The organism is Caulobacter soli, assembly GCF_011045195.1.
Taxonomy (GTDB): Bacteria; Pseudomonadota; Alphaproteobacteria; order Caulobacterales; family Caulobacteraceae; genus Caulobacter; species Caulobacter soli.
In genome coordinates this window covers 2,356,528-2,376,782 of sequence record NZ_CP049199.1, presented here as the reverse complement: position 1 = coordinate 2,376,782, position 20,255 = coordinate 2,356,528, and the positions used below count along the sequence as shown (strand labels likewise).

The 20,255-nt window shown below is 70.0% G+C and carries 22 protein-coding genes and 1 riboswitch; of the genes, 14 read left to right on the top strand and 8 right to left on the bottom strand.

The window, feature by feature from the left end; genetic code table 11:
* Window positions 1-34: 34 nt before the first annotated feature.
* A complete protein-coding gene (locus G3M62_RS11195; protein WP_165187027.1) occupies window positions 35-1,042 on the bottom strand; it encodes a FecR family protein in 1,008 nt (335 codons plus the stop codon).
* A gap of 97 nt (window positions 1,043-1,139) precedes the next feature.
* Window positions 1,140-1,637: an RNA polymerase sigma factor gene (locus tag G3M62_RS11190; RefSeq protein ID WP_165187026.1), complete on the bottom strand. Its 498-nt coding sequence runs from the start codon at window positions 1,635-1,637 to the stop codon at window positions 1,140-1,142.
* Between the two features lie 212 nt (window positions 1,638-1,849).
* Here G3M62_RS11190 and G3M62_RS11185 point away from each other — a divergent pair, with 212 nt between their 5' ends.
* A complete protein-coding gene (locus tag G3M62_RS11185; protein ID WP_165187024.1) occupies window positions 1,850-2,317 on the top strand; it encodes a hypothetical protein in 468 nt (155 codons plus the stop codon).
* A 10-nt stretch (window positions 2,318-2,327) separates the two neighbouring features.
* Here G3M62_RS11185 and G3M62_RS11180 read toward each other — a convergent pair whose 3' ends face one another.
* Together G3M62_RS11180 and G3M62_RS11175 are read right to left on the bottom strand one after the other, a co-directional pair.
* Entirely contained in the window at window positions 2,328-2,807 is a 480-nt protein-coding gene (locus G3M62_RS11180; protein WP_165187022.1) for a molybdopterin-binding protein, read from the bottom strand.
* A gap of 10 nt (window positions 2,808-2,817) precedes the next feature.
* Window positions 2,818-3,618, bottom strand: coding sequence for a TOBE domain-containing protein (locus G3M62_RS11175; RefSeq protein WP_165187020.1), 801 nt, complete (start codon window positions 3,616-3,618; stop codon window positions 2,818-2,820).
* A 153-nt stretch (window positions 3,619-3,771) separates the two neighbouring features.
* On the opposite strand from G3M62_RS11175, the gene modB reads away from it, so the two are divergent.
* Window positions 3,772-4,443: a molybdate ABC transporter permease subunit gene (gene modB, locus G3M62_RS11170; protein ID WP_165187018.1), complete on the top strand. Its 672-nt coding sequence runs from the start codon at window positions 3,772-3,774 to the stop codon at window positions 4,441-4,443.
* A 67-nt stretch (window positions 4,444-4,510) separates the two neighbouring features.
* Here the strand turns inward: modB and G3M62_RS11165 are convergent, their stop codons facing one another.
* Window positions 4,511-5,398, bottom strand: a complete 888-nt coding sequence (locus tag G3M62_RS11165; RefSeq protein ID WP_165187017.1) for a TauD/TfdA dioxygenase family protein — start codon at window positions 5,396-5,398, stop codon at window positions 4,511-4,513.
* 90 nt (window positions 5,399-5,488) lie between these two features.
* On the bottom strand, window positions 5,489-6,004 hold the full coding sequence (gene cobU / locus G3M62_RS11160; protein ID WP_165187015.1) for a bifunctional adenosylcobinamide kinase/adenosylcobinamide-phosphate guanylyltransferase: 516 nt from the start codon (window positions 6,002-6,004) through the stop codon (window positions 5,489-5,491).
* A gap of 37 nt (window positions 6,005-6,041) precedes the next feature.
* A riboswitch (cobalamin riboswitch) is annotated at window positions 6,042-6,243 on the top strand.
* A gap of 108 nt (window positions 6,244-6,351) precedes the next feature.
* Here cobU and G3M62_RS11155 point away from each other — a divergent pair.
* From G3M62_RS11155 to G3M62_RS11110, 10 genes are read left to right on the top strand one after another with little or no spacing between them, the layout of a single operon-like run.
* On the top strand, window positions 6,352-8,271 hold the full coding sequence (locus G3M62_RS11155; protein ID WP_165187013.1) for a TonB-dependent receptor plug domain-containing protein: 1,920 nt from the start codon (window positions 6,352-6,354) through the stop codon (window positions 8,269-8,271).
* A 2-nt stretch (window positions 8,272-8,273) separates the two neighbouring features.
* Window positions 8,274-9,257, top strand: a complete 984-nt coding sequence (gene cobD, locus G3M62_RS11150) for a threonine-phosphate decarboxylase CobD (RefSeq protein ID WP_165187011.1) — start codon at window positions 8,274-8,276, stop codon at window positions 9,255-9,257.
* On the top strand, window positions 9,257-10,114 hold the full coding sequence (locus tag G3M62_RS11145) for an ABC transporter substrate-binding protein (RefSeq protein ID WP_165187009.1): 858 nt from the start codon (window positions 9,257-9,259) through the stop codon (window positions 10,112-10,114). The genes cobD and G3M62_RS11145 overlap by 1 nt, the downstream gene beginning before the upstream one ends.
* A complete protein-coding gene (locus G3M62_RS11140) occupies window positions 10,111-11,106 on the top strand; it encodes a FecCD family ABC transporter permease (RefSeq protein WP_165187007.1) in 996 nt (331 codons plus the stop codon). The genes G3M62_RS11145 and G3M62_RS11140 overlap by 4 nt, the downstream gene beginning before the upstream one ends.
* Window positions 11,107-11,132: 26 nt before the next feature.
* Window positions 11,133-11,912: an ABC transporter ATP-binding protein gene (locus tag G3M62_RS11135; RefSeq protein WP_165187006.1), complete on the top strand. Its 780-nt coding sequence runs from the start codon at window positions 11,133-11,135 to the stop codon at window positions 11,910-11,912.
* Window positions 11,905-12,873 (top strand): adenosylcobinamide-phosphate synthase CbiB, encoded by a 969-nt coding sequence (cbiB, locus tag G3M62_RS11130; RefSeq protein WP_246263557.1) that lies wholly within the window; start codon window positions 11,905-11,907, stop codon window positions 12,871-12,873. Before G3M62_RS11135 ends, cbiB begins: the two co-directional genes overlap by 8 nt.
* A gap of 28 nt (window positions 12,874-12,901) precedes the next feature.
* A complete protein-coding gene (cobT, locus tag G3M62_RS11125; RefSeq protein WP_165187004.1) occupies window positions 12,902-13,948 on the top strand; it encodes a nicotinate-nucleotide--dimethylbenzimidazole phosphoribosyltransferase in 1,047 nt (348 codons plus the stop codon).
* Window positions 13,948-14,706 (top strand): adenosylcobinamide-GDP ribazoletransferase, encoded by a 759-nt coding sequence (cobS, locus tag G3M62_RS11120; RefSeq protein ID WP_165187002.1) that lies wholly within the window; start codon window positions 13,948-13,950, stop codon window positions 14,704-14,706. Before cobT ends, cobS begins: the two co-directional genes overlap by 1 nt.
* On the top strand, window positions 14,703-15,215 hold the full coding sequence (locus tag G3M62_RS11115) for a tyrosine phosphatase family protein (protein WP_165187001.1): 513 nt from the start codon (window positions 14,703-14,705) through the stop codon (window positions 15,213-15,215). The genes cobS and G3M62_RS11115 overlap by 4 nt, the downstream gene beginning before the upstream one ends.
* Window positions 15,216-15,230: 15 nt before the next feature.
* Window positions 15,231-15,662, top strand: coding sequence for a hypothetical protein (locus tag G3M62_RS11110; RefSeq protein ID WP_165186999.1), 432 nt, complete (start codon window positions 15,231-15,233; stop codon window positions 15,660-15,662).
* On the opposite strand, the gene G3M62_RS11105 is transcribed toward G3M62_RS11110, so the two are convergent.
* The gene (locus tag G3M62_RS11105; protein WP_165186997.1) at window positions 15,663-16,604 is read right to left on the bottom strand and encodes a surface-adhesin E family protein; all 942 of its coding nucleotides are present in this window, start codon (window positions 16,602-16,604) and stop codon (window positions 15,663-15,665) included.
* A gap of 94 nt (window positions 16,605-16,698) precedes the next feature.
* Here G3M62_RS11105 and G3M62_RS11100 point away from each other — a divergent pair, with 94 nt between their 5' ends.
* Both G3M62_RS11100 and G3M62_RS11095 read left to right on the top strand, forming a co-directional pair.
* Entirely contained in the window at window positions 16,699-17,919 is a 1,221-nt protein-coding gene (locus tag G3M62_RS11100) for a winged helix-turn-helix domain-containing protein (RefSeq protein WP_281360094.1), read from the top strand.
* A gap of 109 nt (window positions 17,920-18,028) precedes the next feature.
* Window positions 18,029-19,888, top strand: a complete 1,860-nt coding sequence (locus tag G3M62_RS11095) for a DEAD/DEAH box helicase (protein WP_165186995.1) — start codon at window positions 18,029-18,031, stop codon at window positions 19,886-19,888.
* Window positions 19,889-19,976: 88 nt separating this feature from the next.
* On the opposite strand, the gene G3M62_RS11090 is transcribed toward G3M62_RS11095, so the two are convergent.
* Complete coding sequence (locus G3M62_RS11090) at window positions 19,977-20,210, bottom strand: CsbD family protein (protein WP_205691990.1); 234 nt, start codon at window positions 20,208-20,210, stop codon at window positions 19,977-19,979.
* Window positions 20,211-20,255 lie beyond the last annotated feature (45 nt).

Here is a 20,255-nt window from a genome sequence, read left to right as displayed (position 1 = left end):
GCGCTTCGAACGATTCCAGGCCCGTCAGCAAGGCTTAGCGCGCCTGGATCACGATAGCGTCTTTGGTCGTCGTCGTTCGGACGGGAAGCAGATGTGACAGTCTATCGACCATCGCATCCTGTTCGTCGACGATCAACACGCCCGACAGTCGCATATTGGCGGCCTCGGCGTCGCCCAGCTTCACCGGGCGCGGGAAAAGCCGGTTCATGTCGCCGGCGATCTGCGAGAGCGGCTGATCGCGATAGATCAGACGTCCCTGGCGCCAACCCGCGACCTCGTCGACGGCGACCGTCGAGAGGCGGGCGTCAGCGGCCTGGCCCTCGTGGTGGACCAGCCCCTGCCCCGGCTTCAGCCGGAACGGCGCTGCGTCGGCGGCCAGGTGCGGCCGCACCTCGACCAACCCGCGCTGGACGTTGACCGCCACCAGCCCGTCGCGGTGACGCACGTCGAACTGCGTGCCGACCACGCGGACCTGGGTGTCGCCCGCCGAGATCAGGAACGGCCGCGAAGGATCCTTGGCCACGTCGAAGAAGGCCTGGGCGTCGCCCATCTCGATCCGACGCGCATGGCGCTCGAACCGCACGGTCACGCGCGAGGCCGAATTCATGTCGATCCGGGAACCGTCCTCGAGCGCGATCGTCCTGCGCTCGCCGACGCCCGTCACATAGGTGGTTTCGCGCCCGCCCATCAGCCCCTTGCTGGGTACGAGAACCGCGCCGGCCACGAAGGCGGCGGCGATCGCCGCGCCAGCAGACCAGAACCAGGCCCGCCGGGCCGGACGGAGCGGGATCACCTTGGCCGACCCCGACGTCATGAGGGGCGCCGGTTCCGGCTGGGTCTCCGCCAGACCCGCGTCGAGATACAGTTGATGGTCGAAGGCCAGCACGGCGTCATAGGCCTGGGCGTGATCGGGCGAAGCCGTCATCCAGGCGTCGAAATCCAGCCAGTCGCGCTCGGTGACCGCTTCGCCCTGCAGGCGCACCAGCCACGCGATCGCGGCCTCGGCGATCTCGGCGTCGATGTCTGTCCGACCGCGCGTCATTTCGCTCCGTCCCGACGCCAAGTTGCGTCCTCGCAAGGATAAGACGTCACCAAAGCGGCGGAACCTCCAAAACCCGTTCCAGAAACAATAAGCGCCCTCATGCCAGCTTGGCCATCAGCGCCTTCAAAGCAGCGCTTATATGCTTTTCGACCGAACTGCGACTGACGCCCATCGCCGCAGCGGTCTCAGCGTGACTGAGACCCTCCAGCTTGTGAAGCTTGAAGGCGCGGGCCACCTGCGGCGGCAAGGTCTCCAGCGCGACCATCATCACGTTCAGGCGCTGCCGGCCCGCCACGACCTCCTCGGCCGACGGAACATCCGCCACCTGCTGATCGCCCACCACCACGCCCTGCAGGCTGCGCCATCCTTCATCCCGTGCGCCGGCGCGGGTCTGGCTGCGCAGCCGGTCGAGCATCAGGTTGTTGGCCATCCGGAACAGCAGGGCCGAGCCGTCGCCGTCCACCTCCAGGTCGCCCAGGGCCTGCACCTTGAGGAACAGATCCTGGATCAGGTCTTCGGCTTCACTGATCGAACGAAGTTTAGCGGCGAAGACGCGCACCAGATTGGCCCGCTTCTCGCCGTACAGCCGGATCATCGGCGTGATCGTCGAAGGTTGGGCGGACAGCGCGGGGCTCCAAAGACTCAAGGCGACGAACAGGTTGCGCCGAGTCCTTAACCTAGGCCGTCGACGGCCGTGGGTCCAGCGCGGCAGGCGGCAAGTTGTTGCGATTGACTCGCAATAAGATCGAGGCCTAGATATTGCGAACCAGTCGCAACAGCGACGTGACATTCCACCCAGAGGCCGCCATGACCGCCGTTTCCATAGCCGATCGCTGGACGTCCGGACCCACCGTCGGCGAAAGGCTGCTGCTGAGCGCCATGCGGCAGTGGGCAGCCTTGCGATCGGCGGGCGAACACCCGACCCGGCTGGTCGCCCAGGCCCTGGCCTTCCGCGCCTCGAACCGCACGGGCGGCCTGTTCGTGGCCTGGATGCAATCAGTCGAGGCCAGCCTGCGCCGGCCGATCCAGGTGGAATGCCCGGCCTGCGGCGGCATCTCGACGGACGAGCAGCGGCTGATGGTGTCCTGCGGTCTGGCCGGAACCGCGACGGGAGCCGGCGAGGCCTTGCTCGAACCGCTGTTGGTCGATTCCCAGCCGACCATGGTGCTGGCCCGCGCCCTGAACGCGGCCCTGCGGGTGGACGGCTATCCCCTGCCCGTCCGGCTGCGCGACGGGCCCACCGAGCCGGTTACGGTGCAGGTCACCGTTCACTAGGGTCTGGCGGCTAGGGCTTGGCGAGCCGCAGGACCTCGATCGCGGTGACCCTGCGCGCCGACCGCGCGGGCCGCAGATCGCCCTCGGCCACCAGCTTGAACGCTCCGTCCTTGGCGCTCAGCGGCGCGCCGTCGACCTTGTCGGCCAGGATGATGCGGTTGGACCGGGTGCCGGGATCCAGTTCGGCCAGGCCGAACGCGACCTGGTAGCCGTCGTCGGCCTTGACCAGCACCACATCGGCCATCTCGGGTCCATGAATGGCCTTGCCGGTCGGCGTCCCGACCTTGGCCAGCACGTCGATCAGCAGCGGCCCCTCGTAGACGTGCTTTTCGCCATGGGCGTCGAAGGCGACGCTGACGCGCGGCAGGCCGGCCACCTCGGCGGCGGTGAGGCTGACCGTTTCGCCGGCGGGCCCTTTCAGGCCGAGAGTCTGGGCGAAGGCGCCGCTCGCCAGACCGGCGAAGCAAAGGGCGAGAACCAGGGTTTTCACGAAGACGATCCTATTCGACGGCGAGAATGACATTGGACGGCGCGATGGTCGCCACGGCGCGATGGCCGACGGCGGGCGGCGTGGCGGAGGCAGGAACCGTCGCGACCAGGGTCTTGCCGGCCGAAAGGCTGAGACTGACCTCGCTGACCTCGCGCCCGTCCTCGCGGTCGACCACGGTCCCGATCAGGCGATTGGCCCCGTCCTCGACCGAGTCCTCGCCGGCCAGGACGACGAAGCTGGACTTGATCAGGGCGATGGCCGGCTTGCCGACCGTCAGGCCCAGTTCGTCGCGACTGCGGCGGGTGATGATCGAGACGATCTCGACGGCGTCGCCCAGGTCGATCGTCACCCTGGCGGTCACCGCCCCGTCCTCGATCGCCGCGACCGTCCCGCGCAGGGCGTTGCGCGCGCTGGTGCGCAGACCCAGGCTCCAGAACAGGTCCCCCAAGCCTTGGTCGGCGCCCGGATCCGACGCGGCCAGGCCCGCCTCCAGGCGCGACAGGGCCGCGCCGATCTCGCGCTCCACCTCGCGAAAGGCCCGGATCACCGCCAGGCCGCGCGGCGTGACGGTCGCGGCGCCGCCGGTCCTGCCGCCGGCGCTGGCGACCACCAGAGGCGCGTCGAACAGGTTGTTCAGCGCCTGAACCCCATCCCATGCGCCCTTGTAACTGAGGCCCAGTTGCTTGGCGGCGGCGCTGATCGAGCCCAGGCTTCCGATCGCCTCGATCAGGGCGATCCGCTCCAGGCCCACGCGGGCCAGACCGCCGCGACGCAGGATCAGGGACGCGCTCAGATCACCGTCGACGGACATCGAAACCCCTTGCCGAGAAAGCATCTGGGCGAGCCGGGTCGTGACCTCGGCCCGAAAGCTCGTTATGTAAAGTCGTTACATAACCCGAACCCAGGCTCGGACCAAAGCCATGCCCAACCCCTTCCCGTCGATCAAGCGCGAGACCCGCTGACCATGCTCGAGGTGGCGTGGCTGACGATCAAGCTGGCGGGGATCACCACGGTCCTGCTGCTGATCCTGGCCACGCCCCTGGCCTGGTGGCTGGCGCGGGGGCGTTCGCGCTGGAAGGCGCCGATCGGGGCGCTGGTGGCCCTGCCGATCGTCCTGCCGCCGACCGTGCTGGGCTTCTACCTGCTGATCGCCCTGGGGCCGCAAAGCCCGCTGATCGCCCTGCTGCACCCATTCGGGGTGCGCACCCTGGCCTTCACCTTCCAGGGCCTGGTGATCGGCTCGCTGATCTATTCCCTGCCGTTCGCCGTCCAGCCGCTGCGCAACGCCTTCATCGCGGTGGGCGACGAGCCGCTGGAGGCCGCCGCCACCCTGGGCGCCTCGCCCTGGAACAGCTTTGTCCGCGTGGCCTTCCCCCTGGCCCTGCCCGGCTACGCCGTCGCCGCCATCCTGGCCTTCGCCCACACGATCGGCGAGTTTGGCGTGGTGATGATGCTGGGCGGCGGCATTCCGGGCCAGACCGAGGTGCTGTCGATCGAGATCTACCGGCTGGTCGAGGCTCTGGAATGGGACAAGGCCCACCAGCTGGCCGGCGCCCTGCTGGCCTTCGCCTTCCTGGTGATGCTCAGCCTGCTGCTGATGGAACGCCGCGTCGGGAACCGCGCCGCGCGTTCCTGATCGTAAACCGAAGTTACCAACAGGCCTCTGACATTATTGATGATCTCATGGTCAAGCTAAGGTCGCGTCAGAACGGGACATCGCCCTGGATCGTCACCCGCTCGACGATCCGCTCCTGCGGCCAATAATCCAGAATGGCGTAGTGCTGGGTGGCGCGATTGTCCCAGAAGACGATGGCGTTGGGCGTCCAGCGGAAGCGGACCTGGTATTCGGGCGTCTTCACCCGCTCCAGCAGGTCGGCCAGCAGCTGGGCGGCCTCGTCCTCGGGCAGGCCCAGGATCCGCGTCGTGAAAACCTTATTGACGAACAGGTGCTTCTCGCCGGTTTCGGGATGGGTGCGGACCACCGGATGGGCCTGGACCGGATGGGCCGCGCGCAGTTCCTGGCGCTTGGCCTCGTCGACCCGGTAGCCGTAGCTCTGCAGGATATCGTGCTCGGCCTTCAGGTCGGCGATCTGATCCTTCAGCTTGTCGGGCAGGTCGCGATAGATCGCGGCGGTGTCGGCGAAAAGGGTGTCGCCGCCCAGCGGCGGCATGTGGCGCATGCGCAGAACCCCGCCCATCGACGGCGCGGGGCGGAAGGTGACGTCGGTGTGCCATTTGTTGGCGGCGCGGACGAGCGGCACGATCTCCTCGCGCAGCTTCATGCCGTCAGCGGCCTCGATGTGCAGGATCTCGGGAAAGCCAGGCACGTGGGCAGTGACAGGATGCCCCTCCAAGTCCCCGAAATAGCGACCGAAACGGACGTGGTCCTCATGACTGATGTCCTGGTCGCGGAAGAACACCACCTTATGGCGCAGCAGGGCGGCGCGGACGGCGGCGACGATCTCCGGCGTCAGGGGCTGGCGCAGGTCCAGACCCGAGATCTCGGCGCCCAGGACAGGACCCGAGGGGGTCACGGTCAGGCCGGCGTAGTCCGGCGTTTCGGTGGCGGTGATGGGGGTAAAGGCGTTCATGGCGTCCTCCCGGAGCGCCGCCCATCCGTGTGAACGGCTGCTGTTATCCACACCCTAGACGTGGAATTTCAGCGCTCAACGCAGTTTTTCTCACTTCAGGCTCAGGGTCAGGCCCGCCACCACCAGGGTCACGGCGTCGGCGACCTGGGCCAGGGCCTGATGCAGGCGTCCGGCCTCGTCGCGAAAGCGGCGGGCCAAGGCGTTGTCGGGCACGATGCCGAACCCGACCTCGTTGGACACCAACCATAGCGCGCCCTCGAATCGTTCGACGGCGGCGACCAGTTCGGCGGCGGCGGCCGCTACGTCCCGCTCGTCCAGCATCAGGTTCGACACCCAGAGGGTCAGGCAATCGACCACGACGACGTCGCTTGAACCCAGCTCTCGCAACGCGCCCGCGATATCGAGCGGCGCTTCCAGCGTCGTCCAGGCGCCGTCGCGGTCCTGACGGTGGCGCGCGATGCGCTCGACCATCTCGGCGTCAAACGCCTGCGCCGTGGCGATCATCACCAGCCGGCCGCCGTTTCGCGCCGCCAGCGCCTCCGCCGCGCCCTGCGCGAAGGCGCTCTTGCCGGATCGGGCTCCGCCCAGGACGAGGGTAAACGACAAGATAGGCTCCAGATTGACCGTGTGCGGCGCAACATATAGTGCAGCTCTCGCGACAGGTTCCTCGAAAGAGGATGAAAAGGGAACTCGGGTGCGAAACCCGGGCTGCCCCCGCAACTGTAAGCGGCGAGCCCGCGTGTCATAAGCCACTGGTTTTTCTCTTTACCGAGAGCGGCTGGGAAGGCGACGCGCACCGGCATTGACCCGCGAGCCAGGAGACCTGCCCGTCGCGGTCGTCCTTCGTCCGGCCGGGGTGCGCCGTACGATGGGGTTCTTCCCCCGAGGCGACATCGTCGGGCCGGTCCGGTTTCTCGGACCTGCCTTCGTTGCTGCGCACCGAGGATTTGAACATGCGCTCTATTTCCGTCCTGGCCCTGGTGGCCGCCCTTCCCGCTCTCGCCTCGCCGGGCTTCGCCCTGGCCGCCGACACCCTCGACGACGCCACCGCGGTCGATCAGATCGTCGTCACCGCCGGCCGCGCCGACGACAAGCTGTCGGAAGTTCCGGTCAGCATGACCGTCATCACCGCGCAGGCTCTGCGCCAACACCAGGCGGTGGTGATCTCCGACCTGCTGTCGCGCACGCCCGGCGTCACCGTCACCCGCAACGGCGGCGTGGGCGGCACGACCCAGGTGCGGATCCGCGGCGCCGAGAGCGACCAGACCGCGGTGCTGATCGACGGCGTCAAGCTGAACGACCCGTCGGCGACCGGCGGCGGCTACAACTTCGCCACCCTCCTGGCCGGCGACATCGACCACATCGAAGTGCTGCGCGGCCCGCAATCGACCCTGTGGGGCAGCCAAGCCATCGGCGGCGTGGTCAGCATGATCACCAAGACCCCGGACGGCCCGCTGTCCGGCGACGCCACCATCGAGGGCGGCTCCCGCGCCACGGCCTATGGCCGCGTGGGCGTCGGGGCCGGCGGCGCCTGGGGCGGCTGGCGGCTGGCGGCCAGCTCCTACACCACCGCCGGGATCTCCGTGTTCGACGACACCCTGGGCGGCAAGGAAAAGGACGGCTACCACAACAACGCCATCAGCGGCCGCGTGGACCTCAACGTCACCGACTGGGCGACCCTGGACGCGCGCGTCTCCTACGCCGCCGGCCGCAACGAATACGACAGCTCGCTGCCCGCCCCGCCCTACGCGCTGGGCGACACCAGCGACTATGGCAAGACCAAGGAATTGGTCAGCTATGTCGGCGCGCGCCTGTCCAATTTCGACGGCGCCCTGAACAGCCGGATCGGCTACGCCTACACCCAGACCGATCGCGACAACTACGACCCCACCTCGAGCGCGCCCAAGACCTTCGACGCTCGCGGCGCCGACAACAGCCTGGAATATCAAGGCACCTGGAAGATCACGCCGATCTGGCGCGCGGTGTTCGGGGCCGAGACCGAGCGGAGCTGGTTCCGCACCGCCTCGCCCTCGTTCAGCTCCGTCGTCACCCGCCACGCCACGGGCATGGACAGCGTCTACGGCCAACTCCAAGCCAAGCCCGTCGAGGGCCTGACCCTGACCGGCGGCGTCCGTTATGACGACCACGACACCTTCGGCAGCGCCACGACCTATCAGGCCGGCGCGGCCTGGACGCCCAACGCCGGCGCCACCGTGATCCGCGCCAACTACGGCGAGGGCTTCAAGGCCCCGTCGCTGTATCAGCTGTACAGTGATTACGGGAACACCAGCCTGAACCCGGAAGAGGCCAAGAGCTGGGACATCGGCGTCGAACACAGCATCCTGGAAGGCCGGGCCCGCGGCTCGATCACCTATTTCGATCGCAAGACCACCAACCAGATCGACTTCGTGTCCAACAACACCCCGCCCAACTTCGGCGGCTACGCCAACATCGCCAAGGCCAAGTCCAAGGGCGTCGAGGTGGAAGGCAGCTTCGACGTCAATTCGCTGCTGACCCTCTCGGCCAACTACACCAGCATGGACGCGGTCAATAAGTCGGCGGGTTCCAACTACGGCAAGGACCTGCCGCGTCGCGCCGGCGAAACAGCCTCGGCCGACGCGCAGGTGAGCTTGCCGAACGGCCTGACCGCCGGCGTGACGATGCAGTATGTCGGCCACAGCTTCGACACCATCGCCAACACCCGCCGCCTGAAGAGCTATGTGGTGACTGACGTGCGCATCGCCTATCCGATCAACGACACGTTCGAGCTCTACGGCCGGGTCGAGAACCTGTTCGATCAGGACTACGAGACGATCTACAAGTACGGAACTCCGGGCCGCGGCGCCTTCGCCGGCGTGCGGGCCAAGTTCTAGCCATGGCGACGCCGGCGGCCCTCCTCGGCCACGGCGGCCGCCTCGGCGCGGCGCGAACGGCCTGGCCGAACGCGCCGACGCCGTGGCTCGACCTGTCGACGGGGATCAATCCTTGCCCCTACCCGGTTCCGGCGCTCGCGCCGGAGACGTGGTCGCGCCTGCCTGATCCGGAGTCCCTCGGGGCTCTGGAACAGGCGGCGGCGGCGGCGTTCGGCGTCGAGGATCCTTCCCGCGTCGTCGCGACGGCCGGCAGCGAGGCGGTGATCCGCCTGCTGCCGCGCCTCCTGGCGGCCCAGCGTGTCGCGATCTCGGCCCAGACCTATGGCGGACATGCCGAGGCCTGGCGGATCGTCGGCGCCCAGATCGTCGCCCCCGGCGATCCGACGGCCGACCTGCGCGTGCTGGTCAATCCGAACAATCCCAGCGGCCGCGTCCTGCCGCGGGATCAGGTGCTCGACCTCACCGACGGGCCGCTGCTGGTCGACGAGGCCTTCGTGGACGTCGATCCGGCGCTTTCCGTCGCCAGTCTGGCGGGCGCGCCGGGCCATGAGCGGCTGCTTGTCCTGCGGTCGTTCGGCAAGTTCTACGGCCTGGCCGGGGCGCGCCTGGGCTTCCTGGTCGCCGAGCCGGCCTTGGCCGCGCGCGCTCGCCAAGCGCTGGGCGACTGGCCCGTCTCCGGCCCGGCGATCGCCGTGGGCCTGGCGGCCTACGCCGATCCCGCCTGGGCGACGCAGACTCGTCTACGACTGATCGAAGACACCGTGCAGATGGACGGCCTGTTGCGCCGGGCCGGGTTCGAGATCGCCGGCGGCACGACCCTGTTTCGCCTGACCCGCGCCGCCGACGCGCCGCGCCGCTTCGAGGGTCTGGCCCAGGCCGGTATCCTCACCCGCCCCTTCCCCTGGGACGAGACGTTGATCCGCTTTGGCCTGCCCGGCCGCGAGCTGGATTGGCGCCGTCTCGCCAACGCCCTGGAGAGTCTCTGATGAGCAAGACTCCAACCCGCCGCGCGGCGATCGGAACGGGCCTCGCGGCGGGCCTGGCCGGCGGCGTCGCGTGTGCGCGGCCCCTGCCGCGCGTGGTCTCGCTCAACCCCTGCCTGGATGCGGTGCTGCTTCATGTCGCCGACCGCGCCCAGATCGCGGCGCTCAGCCACTATTCGCGCGATCCGCTGCAATCGAGCATCGCCGCCGTGGCCCGCACCTATCCGATCACCTACGAGAGCGCCGAGGAAGTGATCGCCCTGCGCCCCGACGTGATCCTGACCGCCGCCCACTCCTCGCCGGCCACCCGCGAGGCGTTGAAGCGCCTGCATATCCGCGCCGAGCTGTTCAAGGTGCCCAACAGCTGGGCCGAGAACCAGGTCCAGATCCGCCGGATCGCCGCGATCTGCGGTCACCCCGAACGCGGCGAGGCGCTGATCGCCCAGGTCGAGGCGGCGATGGCCAAGGCCGCGCCGCGTCCCGGCGCGCGGCCGATCACCGCCGTGGTGTTCCAGCCCAACGGCATGGCGGCCGGTCACGGCACCCTGGTCGACGAGATGATGCGCCGCGCCGGCTTCGTGAACGTCGCCCAGCGCTATGGCCTGAAGAGATGGGGCAATGTCTCGCTGGAGCGCCTGCTGGACGATCCGCCCGAGGTGCTGCTGGCCGGCCAGGCCAGCCCCAACGCCGCCACCTGGGCCGAGCGCCTTCTGAACCATCCCGCCCTGGCCAGCGTGGCGCCGCGCATGACCCGGGCGGTGTTTCCCGAGCGCCTGCTCTATTGTGGCGGTCCGGTCCTGATAGACACCGCCGCCGCCCTGGCGACCGCCCGCCGACACGTTCTGGGAGCCGCCGCATGACCCGCAGCGCCATTGGCAAACGTCTTCTCCTGCTGGGCGGCCTGTGCCTCCTGGTCCTGCTGCTGAGCGGCCTGTCGCTGATGGCCGGCCGGGTCTGGGTGCCGTGGAGCGCCTGGTCCCAGGCCGCCCACGACCCGCGCTGGGCCATCATCTTCGAACTGCGGCTGCCGCGCACGATCCTGGCCATCGCGGTCGGCGCGGCCCTGGGCCTTTCGGGCGCGGTGATGCAGGGCTACACGCGCAACCCGCTGGCCGATCCGGGCGTGCTGGGCGTGTCGTCCATGGCCGCCCTGGGCGCGGTGATGACCATGTATCTGAGCCTGAGCCTGGCCACGCCCTGGCTGCTGTTCGTGGCGGCCATGGTCGGCGCCGGGATCGGCGTGGCCGTCATGCTGGTCCTGGCTGGCGGCAGCGGCGGGACCATCACCTTCATCCTGGCCGGGGTGATCCTCAACACCGTGGCCAGCGCCGGAGTCGCCCTCGCCCTGAGCCTGGCCCCCAGCCCCTGGGCGGCGCAGGAGATCATCAACTGGCTGCTGGGTTCGCTGGCCGACCGTAGCGCTGACGACGTCTGGCGGGCCTTGCCGTTCATCGTGGTCGGCTCAGGCCTGATGCTGTTGCTGGGCCGGGCCCTGAACGCCCTGACCTTGGGCGAGACAGGGGCCAAGGCCCTGGGGATCGATCTGAACCTGACTCGCGTGATCCTGGCGGTCGGTGTCGGCCTGGCCTCGGGCGCCAGCGTGGCGGTGGCCGGCATGATCGGCTTCGTCGGCCTGATCGTGCCGCACCTGGTGCGGCCGCTGGTGGGCCATCAGCCGGGCGCTCTGCTGGCCCCCAGCGCGGCGGCGGGCGCGGCCCTGGTGCTGGCCGCCGACATCCTGGTGCGGCTGACGCCGTCGGCCGCCGAGGTCCGCCTGGGCGTGGCGATGTCGGCGATCGGCGGACCGTTCTTCCTGGCTCTGTTGATCTCGATGCGCCGGAGGTTGGCATGAGGGACACTGGCCCTAAGGAGACTGGCATGAGCGATCTCGTCGCCGAAAACCTGACCGTCGCCCTGGGCGGCCAGACCGTGCTGGCCGGGGTCGGGGCGCGCTTCCGCTCCGGCGAGGTCACCGCCATCGTCGGCCCCAACGGCGCGGGCAAGTCGACCCTGCTGACCTGCCTGGCCGGTCTTCGCAAGCCGGACGTCGGCCAGGTCACCCTGGGCGATGGACCGATCCTGGCCCTGCCGCATCGCCAACGCGCCCGCCGGATCGGCTTCCTGCCCCAGACGCCGGAGATCGCCTGGGCGGTAAACGTCGAGACCCTGGTCGGCCTGGGCCGCACCCCGCATAGCGGCGCGCGCGGCCTCAGCGACGCCGACCACGCCGCCGTGCAGGCGGCTCTGGTCCGCACCGGCCTGACCGGCCTGGCGCATCGCGACGTCACCACCCTGTCGGGCGGCGAACGGGCCCGCGCCCTGCTGGCCCGGGTTCTGGCGGGCGAACCGAACTGGCTGCTGGCCGACGAACCGCTGGCGGAGCTGGATCCCGGCCACCAGCTGGACACCGTCGACCTGCTGCGCGCCTTCGCGGCCGAACGCCGCCAGGGCGTGGTGATGACCCTGCATGACCTGGGCGTGGCCCTGCGCCTGGCCGACCGGGTGCTGGTGTTGCGGGAGGGCGCCCTGATCGCCGACGCCACGCCGCTGGAAGCCCTGACGCCCGAGGTGCTGGAGCGCGCCTATGGCGTGAAGGCGGCCATCGTGGCCGGCGCGTCCGGGCCGCTGATCGAGCTGATCGGGCGTTCGGGTGGCTGAGACGGCGCCCTGGCCGTGGGTGGTGGCCCTGGCCCTGGGCCTGGAAGCGGCGCTCGGCTATCCGGCCGCGTTGAACCGCCTGGTCGGACATCCCGTGGCCTGGCCGGCGGCGATGATCGAGATGCTGGAACGGCGTTGGAACCGGCCGACGGCGTCCGATCGGCGCCGACGTCTGCTGGGCGTGGTTCTGGTCGTGCTGCTGGTCGTCGCCTCGGTCCTGCTGGGCGAGGCCGTGCAACGGTTCCTGGGTCCGAGCCTGCCGGCGCTGGCGATCGTCGCCCTGATCGCGACGACCGGCCTGGCCCAACGCAGCCTGCATGATCACGTCGTGGCCGTGCTGTCGCCGCTGGAGGCCGGCGACTTGCCGACCGCCCGCGCGGCGGTGGCGATGATCGTCGGCCGCGACACCGATCAACTCGACGCCGAGGGCGTGGCGGCCGCTGCTCTGGAGAGCCTGGCCGAGAGCTTCAACGACGGCGTCGTCGCCCCGGCCTTCTGGCTGCTGATCGGCGGCCTGCCGGGCCTGTTCGCCTACAAGAGCGTCAACACCGCCGACAGCCTGGTCGGCCACATGGAACCGCGCTGGCGGATGTTCGGCTGGGCGTCGGCGCGGACCGACGACCTGATGAACCTGATCCCCGCGCGAGCGGCGGGCGCGCTGATCGTCCTGGCCGGAGCCAAGACCCTGGCGAGCGGCTGGCGGATCCTGCGCCGCGACGCGCGCCTGCACGCCTCGCCCAACGCCGGCTGGCCCGAGGCGGCCATGGCCGGCGCGCTAGGTGTCCGGCTGGGCGGCGAAGCCCGCTACGACGGCGTGACCACCGCCCGACCGACCTTCGGCGACGGACCGCGCCCCACCCCCGCCGACCTGGCGCGCGGCCTTCGCCTCTATCGCCGCGCCTGCCTGCTGCTCTGGCTGATCCCCCTTGCCATCGGCCTGATCGCCGCCCTCGCCCGATGACCTTCGCTCGTCTATCCAGGAACTCGCCATGCTCGCCCTTTCCGCTCTCCAGGCCGCCATTCAGCCCGTCGACGCCACGCTCGAGCCGGCCTTGCGAGCCAAGCTGGACGGCAAGGCCAAGCCGCCCGGTTCGCTGGGCCGGCTGGAGGACCTGGCCGTGCGGATCGGCCTGATCCAGAACCGCCTGGACCCGCGCATCGGCCGCACCGACCTCTATGTGTTCGCCGGCGACCACGGCCTGACCCACGAAGGCGTCTCGGCCTATCCGGCCAGCGTCACCGCCGCGATGGTGGGTCTGTTCCTGTCGGGCCGCTCCAGCGTCAGCGCCCTGGCCAAGGCCACCGACGTCCAGGTGCGCGTGGTTGACGCCGGAGTGGACGCCGACCTGCCCGAGCACCCCGACCTGATCGCGGCCAAGATCCGGCGCGGCAGCCGCAACGCCGCTCGCGAGCCGGCCCTGACCCCGGACGAGGTGCTGACCGCCCTCGCCAAGGGCGCCGACATCGCCCGCGCGGCCGCCGCCGACGGCGCCGACGTCATCGCCCTGGGCGAGATGGGCATCGGCAACAGCTCATCCGCCGCCCTGATCATGCACCGCCTGGCCCCCGCCTCGCTCGACGACTGCGTCGGCCAGGGCACGGGACACGACGCCGAGGGCATGGCCCGCAAGCGCGCCGGGATCGTCCGCGCGGCCGAGCGGTCGGACGCGAGCGCGCCGCTGGACGTGCTGGCCCAGTTCGGCGGCTACGAGATCGCCATGATGGCCGGCGCGGTGCTGGGCGCGGCGTCGATGCGGCGCGTGGTGCTGGTCGACGGCTTCATCAGCACGGCCGCCGCCCTGGCCGCTATCCGCCTGGCGCCCACCGCCCTCGACTATTGCGTGTTCGCCCATGGCTCGGCCGAGCGCGGCCATCCGGCGATGCTCCAGGCCCTGGGCGTGCGGCCGCTGCTGGACCTGGAGCTGCGGCTGGGCGAAGGCACCGGCGCGGCCCTGGCCGCGCCCCTGCTGGCGGCGGGCGCCAACCTGCTGACCGACGTCGCCGCCCTGGCCGACGTCCTGGCCGGACCGGGCTGATGCCCCGCCAGCTGAAGCTGTTCTTCTGCGCGCTGCAGTTCCTGACCCGCCTGCCGGCGCCGTCCTTCGCCGACTTCCAGCCGGACTGGATCACCCGCGCCGCCCGCTACTATCCGCTGGTCGGGATCCTGGTCGGCGCGATCGGCGCCGCCGTGCTGCTGGCGGCGGGACAGCTGTGGACCGGCGTGCTGCCGGCCCTGCTGGCGGTCGCGGCGGGCGTGCTGGTCACCGGCGGCTTCCACGAAGACGGCCTGGCCGACACCGCCGACGGCCTGGGCGGCGGCCAGACCCCGGCGCGGCGGCTGGAGATCATGAAAGACAGCCGGGTCGGGACCTACGGCGTCCTGGCCCTGGGCCTGGCGCTGGCGATCAAGGTGGCCGCCCTTGCCACCCTGCCCCTGGCCACCGCCGCCCTGGCCCTGGTCGCCGCCCACGGCGCCGGCCGCGTCGCGGCCGTGACGATCATGGTGCTGGAACGCCATGTCAGCGACCGCGACGACGCCAAATACAAGCCCGCGCCCGACGGCGTGCGCCCCTACGAGCTGCTGATCGCGGCCGTGCTGGGCCTATGGCCGCTGGCCTTGCTGGGCTGGCCCGGCCTGGTCGGCGCGGCGGTCGGCGCGGTCCTGGCGGCGACTCTGGCCCTGACCGCCCGGCGGCTGATCGGCGGCTATACGGGCGACGTGCTGGGCGGCGTCGAGCAGGTTTGCGAACTGGGTGTCCTGCTGGGCGTCTCGGCCATGCTGGCGACGCGATGACCCTGCTGGTCTGCCCCCTCAGCCAGGTCGAGACGGCGCGGGCGCTGCATCGGCCCTCGCACCTGATCAGCCTTCTGTCGCCGAGCTCCCCCGCCGAGGCCTGGCCTGGAGCCGATACGGGCGAAACCTGCCTTCGCCTGGCTTTCCACGACATCGCCGAGGTCCGCGAAGGCCTGACGCCGCCCGATGCGGCGCTGGTGGCTAGACTACTGGACTTCGCGGCGGACTGGGACGCGAAGCGGCCAATGCTCATCCATTGCTGGGCCGGCGTCAGCCGCTCGACGGCGGCGGCCTTCATCATCGCTTGCCAGCGCGCCCCGAGACGCGCCGAGCAAGACATCGCCCAGGCCCTGCGCCGAGCCGCGCCTTACGCCACGCCCAATCCGCTGCTGGTCAGCCTGGCCGATGCGGCCCTGGACCGGCATGGGCGAATGTCGGCGGCCGTGGCCGAGATCGGACGCGGGGCCGACACCGCCGAAGGCGCGTTGTTCGAATTACCGACGGCTTGAACGAACGGAAATGACATGACCCCCACAACGCTCGCCGCGCTCCTTGGCCTTGCCGCCGCCTTCGTCCTCCCGGCCCAGGCGAGCGCCGCGCCGCAGACCTGGACGTGCTCGGCCAAGAAGGACGCCACACAGCATAACCTGTCCGTCGTGGTCGATGGCGACAAGGTGGTTGGCTTCGACTACCTCGCCGCCACGCGTAGCGAGTCCGGCCTCAACAGCTGCTCGCTCGCGTCCGAGCCCGGCAAGGCGGCCGTCTCGCACGGCGGCGTCACGACCTTCCCGCTGGAAGACGAGGACACCGCGGTGGCACGCAAGGCCGGCGACACGATCACTTTCGACTTCGGCAACACGCGGATGATGAACTACTGCGGCCAATCCTCGAACATCGCCGAGACCCTGACGATCAAGAGTGGCGCCAAGCGTTGCTCGGCGGTCAGGAACCGCTAGTCACCGCGAACGGGCAGGCTTGGCGTCCAGCTCGACGTCCGGCGTGGCTTCCTTCTCGATCTTCACCCGATAGGTGATGGCGTCGGCGTCGACCTTGTCGACGCTGATGGCCAGGTCACGGATGTGGACCGTCTTGAGATCGACCGGGAACCCTTCCGTCTGGCCCGAGCCGGGGTGGATCATGTCGTCGACGTCGTAGCCCCGCACCTCGAACCGCATCTCGCCGGCATCGATCCCCTGGAAGACGACGTCGTAGACGATGCCGACGGTCGACGGCGGATAGTCGGCGGCCTTGGGCGCGTCCGGTCCCTTGGCGTAGTCGCGCGGCGGGACCAGGGGCTGGCCGGCCTTCGCCGTCTGGCGCTTGCCGAAGGTTTCCGGTCCTGGCGCGGGAGACCGCACGACCGGCGTCGCCGGGTCGCCGGCCAAGCGAGCGTGAATGTCTTTGGGGTCGGCGGGATCGGGCGCGCCCATCAAGGCGTCGGCGAAGGTTCGCGCGTCGATCGCCAGCGGAAAGGCGCCCGCTTCGCGCCGGGCCTCGTCGGTGGCGCACGCGAAGTTCAGCTCGACCTGGCCCAGGGTGTCGGGCGTCACCGCCGCCAGCTGCGGCTTGGCCAGACTGTCGACAGTCATCTGACGATCGTCGCGATCATAACGCACGATCATCGCCCAGCCGCCCCGCGCCTTGGCGCAGTCGGCGCGCATGAAGCTCTTGATCATCCGGACACCGTCCTGAGCGCCGTCGGCGATGACCTGGGTGTTCCAATAGGTCAGCACGCCGTGGTTGCGCTGGACGGACGCCGCGTCGATCAGCATGACGCGATCCTCGCCGCGACCGGCGTACCACCAGTCGGCGGCGGCGGCCGGCCCAGACGCCGCCAGGGCGCCGCAGAGGGACAGGAGCACGAGGGCGGGCGCTCGCTTGGCGGAGGCGTTGGTCATCGTGTCCCTCTGAAGCTCTACTGACGCCATTGAACCCTCCCGCGTCGTCGAGGTTGCATCCGGTCGGACTGGCCTTGCTAGTCCTCGCAAGGCCATGCTCAGTCGGTCCATGGTCGAGACCCTGACGCCCAAGCAAGCCCGCCGCATCGCCCTGGCCGCCCAAGGCTTCGCCGACAGCCGACCCGCCAAGCCGACCCGGCGTCATCTGATCGCGGCGATCGAGCGGTTGGCCGTGCTGCAGATCGACAGCGTCAACGTCGTCTCGCGCTCGCACTACCTGCCGCTGTTCTCGCGCCTGGGCGCCTATCCGCGCGCCCTGCTGGAAGACCTGGCCTGGGGTCGCAAGCCGACGCTGTTCGAATACTGGGGGCACGAAGCCTCGCTGATGCCGCTGGCCCTGCAGCCCGCGCTGCGATGGCGGATGGACGACGCGCGCCAGGGCGTCGGGGTCTGGGGCAATGTCGCCCAGTTCCTGGCCGAGCATCGGCCGTTCATCGACAAGGCCCTGGCCGCCTTCCATGAGCGCGGCCCCCTGTCCGCCGGCGAGCTGGGCCTGGGCGAGCGCGGCCAGAGCGGCTGGTGGGGCTGGAGCGAGGCCAAGCGAGCGACCGAATGCCTGTTCTGGGCCGGCGAGCTGACTACGGCCACCCGGCGCGGGACGTTCGAACGCGTCTACGACCTGCCCGAAAAGGTCCTGCCCAAGGCGATCTGGTCGGCGACGACACCGTCCCGAGAGGAAGCTCACCGCCATTTGCTGAGCCGCTCGGCCCACGCGCTCGGCGTCGCCACCGAGCGAGACCTGCGCGACTATTTCCGCCTGGGCGTGGCCGACGCCCGGCGCGGCGTCGCGCAGTTGGTCGAAAGCGGCGACCTGGTCCCGGTCGAGGTCGAGGGCTGGAACCAGCCGGCCTATCTGGCGCCCAGCGCTCGCCGGCCACGGAAGATCTCGGCGAACGCTCTGCTCTCCCCATTCGACAGCCTGATCTGGTTCCGCGAACGGGCCGAGCGCCTGTTTGATGTCCGTATACGGTTGGAAATCTACACCCCCGCCCACAAGCGCACTCACGGCTACTATGTGCTGCCGTTCCTGCAGGGCGAGGCGATCACCGCCCGGGTCGACCTGAAGGCGGACCGCAAGGCCGGCCTGTTGCGGGTGCTGTCGGCCCATCGCGAACCGGCCGCCAACACCGCGACGGCAATCGCCCTGGCGACCGAGCTGCGGCTCATGGCGGCGTGGCTGGGCCTTGCCGGCGTTGCGGTCGCGCCCAGCGGAGACCTGAGCTCGGCCCTGGCCACGGAACTCGGCGGACATTGACTTTGGCTGGCCAAAGCCTATTTATCCCCAGCTTCTGGAGCAGGCTTGGCGAATCCGCGCCGCCCGTTCGCCCAAACACGGGCGGCTCCGGACTTCAGACCAGCGTGATATGACAGAATTTTCCGAGCTCGGGCTTTCGCCCACGACCCTCCAAGCGGTCGCCGACACCGGCTATACGACAGCCACCCCCATTCAGGCCGCCGCCATCCCGGTGGCCCTGGCCGGTCAGGACGTTCTGGGCATCGCCCAGACCGGCACCGGCAAGACCGCCGCCTTTACCCTTCCCATGGTCGACAAGCTGGCCCTGGGCCGCGCCAAGGCTCGCATGCCGCGCGCCCTGGTCATCGCCCCGACCCGCGAACTGGCCGACCAGGTCGCCGCCAGCTTCGAGAAGTACGCCAAGGGCACCAAGCTCTCGTGGGCGCTGCTGATCGGCGGCGTGTCGTTCGGCGACCAGGAGAAGAAGCTGGACCGTGGCGTCGACGTGCTGATCGCCACCCCGGGCCGCCTGCTCGACCACTTCGAGCGCGGCAAGCTGCTGATGACCGGCGTGCAGATCATGGTGGTCGACGAAGCCGACCGCATGCTCGACATGGGCTTCATTCCCGACATCGAGCGCATCTTCAAGCTGACGCCGCCGAAGAAGCAGACCCTGTTCTTCTCGGCGACCATGCCGCCGGAAATCACCCGCCTGACCAAGCAGTTCCTGCGCGATCCCGTGCGGATCGAGGCGGCGCGTCCGGCGACGACTAACGAGAACATCACCCAGCTGCTGGTCAAGGTGCCCTCGTCCGATCCCAAGGCCAAGCGCCTGGCGCTGCGGGCCCTGATCGAGAAAGCCAACATCGAGACCGGCATCGTGTTCTGCAACCGCAAGACCGAAGTCGATATCGTCGCCAAGTCGCTGAAGAGCCACGGCTTCGACGCCGCCGCCATCCACGGCGACCTGGACCAGAGCCAGCGCATGAAAACCCTGGCGGCCTTCCGCGACGGCTCGCTGAAGATCCTGGTGGCCTCGGACGTCGCCGCGCGCGGCCTGGACATTCCGGCCGTCAGCCACGTCTTCAACTACGACGTCCCGCACCACGCCGACGACTACGTCCACCGCATCGGCCGCACCGGCCGGGCCGGGCGTTCGGGCATCACCTACATGCTGGTGACCCCCGCCGACGACAAGGGCTTCGACAAGGTGGTCAAGCTGATCGGCTCGACCCCGGCCGAAGAGAAGCTGGACCTCGACTATTCCAACGCCGTGACCGTGCGCCGCGAAGGCGACAGCAAGCGCGGCGGCGGACGTGATCGCGACCGCTCGCGCGGCGGCGGTGAACGCGGTCGTGACCGTGATCGCAACCGCGCGCCGACCGAGCCCTCGGACGTCGCCGCGGCCAATCTGGAAGCCGCCATCGCCGGCGAGCCGATCCCGTCGGCCCCGGGCGAAGTTCCCGCCAAGCGCCCTGCCCGCGTGCGCAAGCCGCGCGGCGAGAAGGCTCAGGCCGAAACCGTTGAAACCGAAGCTCCGGCCGTCGCCGAAGCGGCCCCGGCCGCCGAGCGTGGCCGTCGCGATCGTGGCGGCTCCTCGCGCGATCGTGGCCGCCAGCCGCGCGTCGAACAGGACGTCGCCGCCGAACAGCCCGCCGTCGAGGCCGCTCCGATCGCCGAACGCGCTCCGCGTCCGGAACGCACGGAAGGCGACCGTCCGGCCCGCCGCGAGCGCGGCCGTGATCGTGATCGCCGCCCTGAGCGGACCGAACAGCCTCGCGTCGAGGCCGAACGGACGCCGCGCCCCGAGCGTAGCGAACCCGAACGCCCCGCCCGCGCCAACGCCCCTCTGCCAGTGCGCGGCGTTCAGCCGGTTCGTGGTCGCGAGGATGACGACGATCGCCGCGTGGTCGGTTTCGGCAACGAAACCCCGGCCTTCCTGATGCGCGCCCCGCCGCGTCTGGCGCCGGCCAGCGACACCGAAGACTAGGCGGCCGGCAACCGCTCAAGATAACGCCCGCCGCTCTCATCGGAGCGGCGGGCGTTTTCATGTCAGCCGATCTGGTGGAGCGGCGGCGCTAGTCCTTGGCGTCCTTGACGGCGCCCTTCAGGTCGCCCTGCTTCACGCCGCCGACGACCTTGTCCTGCTTGCCTTCCGCCTTCAGGTCCTTGTCGCCGATCACCGTCCCGACGCCGGACTCGACCTTCCCGACAGTCTCCTGCTTGCGTCCGGCCTCCTTGTCGCAGGCGCTCAGGCCCGCCAGGGCGATGGCCAGCGTCAGGACGAGAAAAGGGGCGCGCGATCGGCTCATGTTCGAACTCCGGGCTGGGTCGGCAAGATTGAGGCGACGCGACGT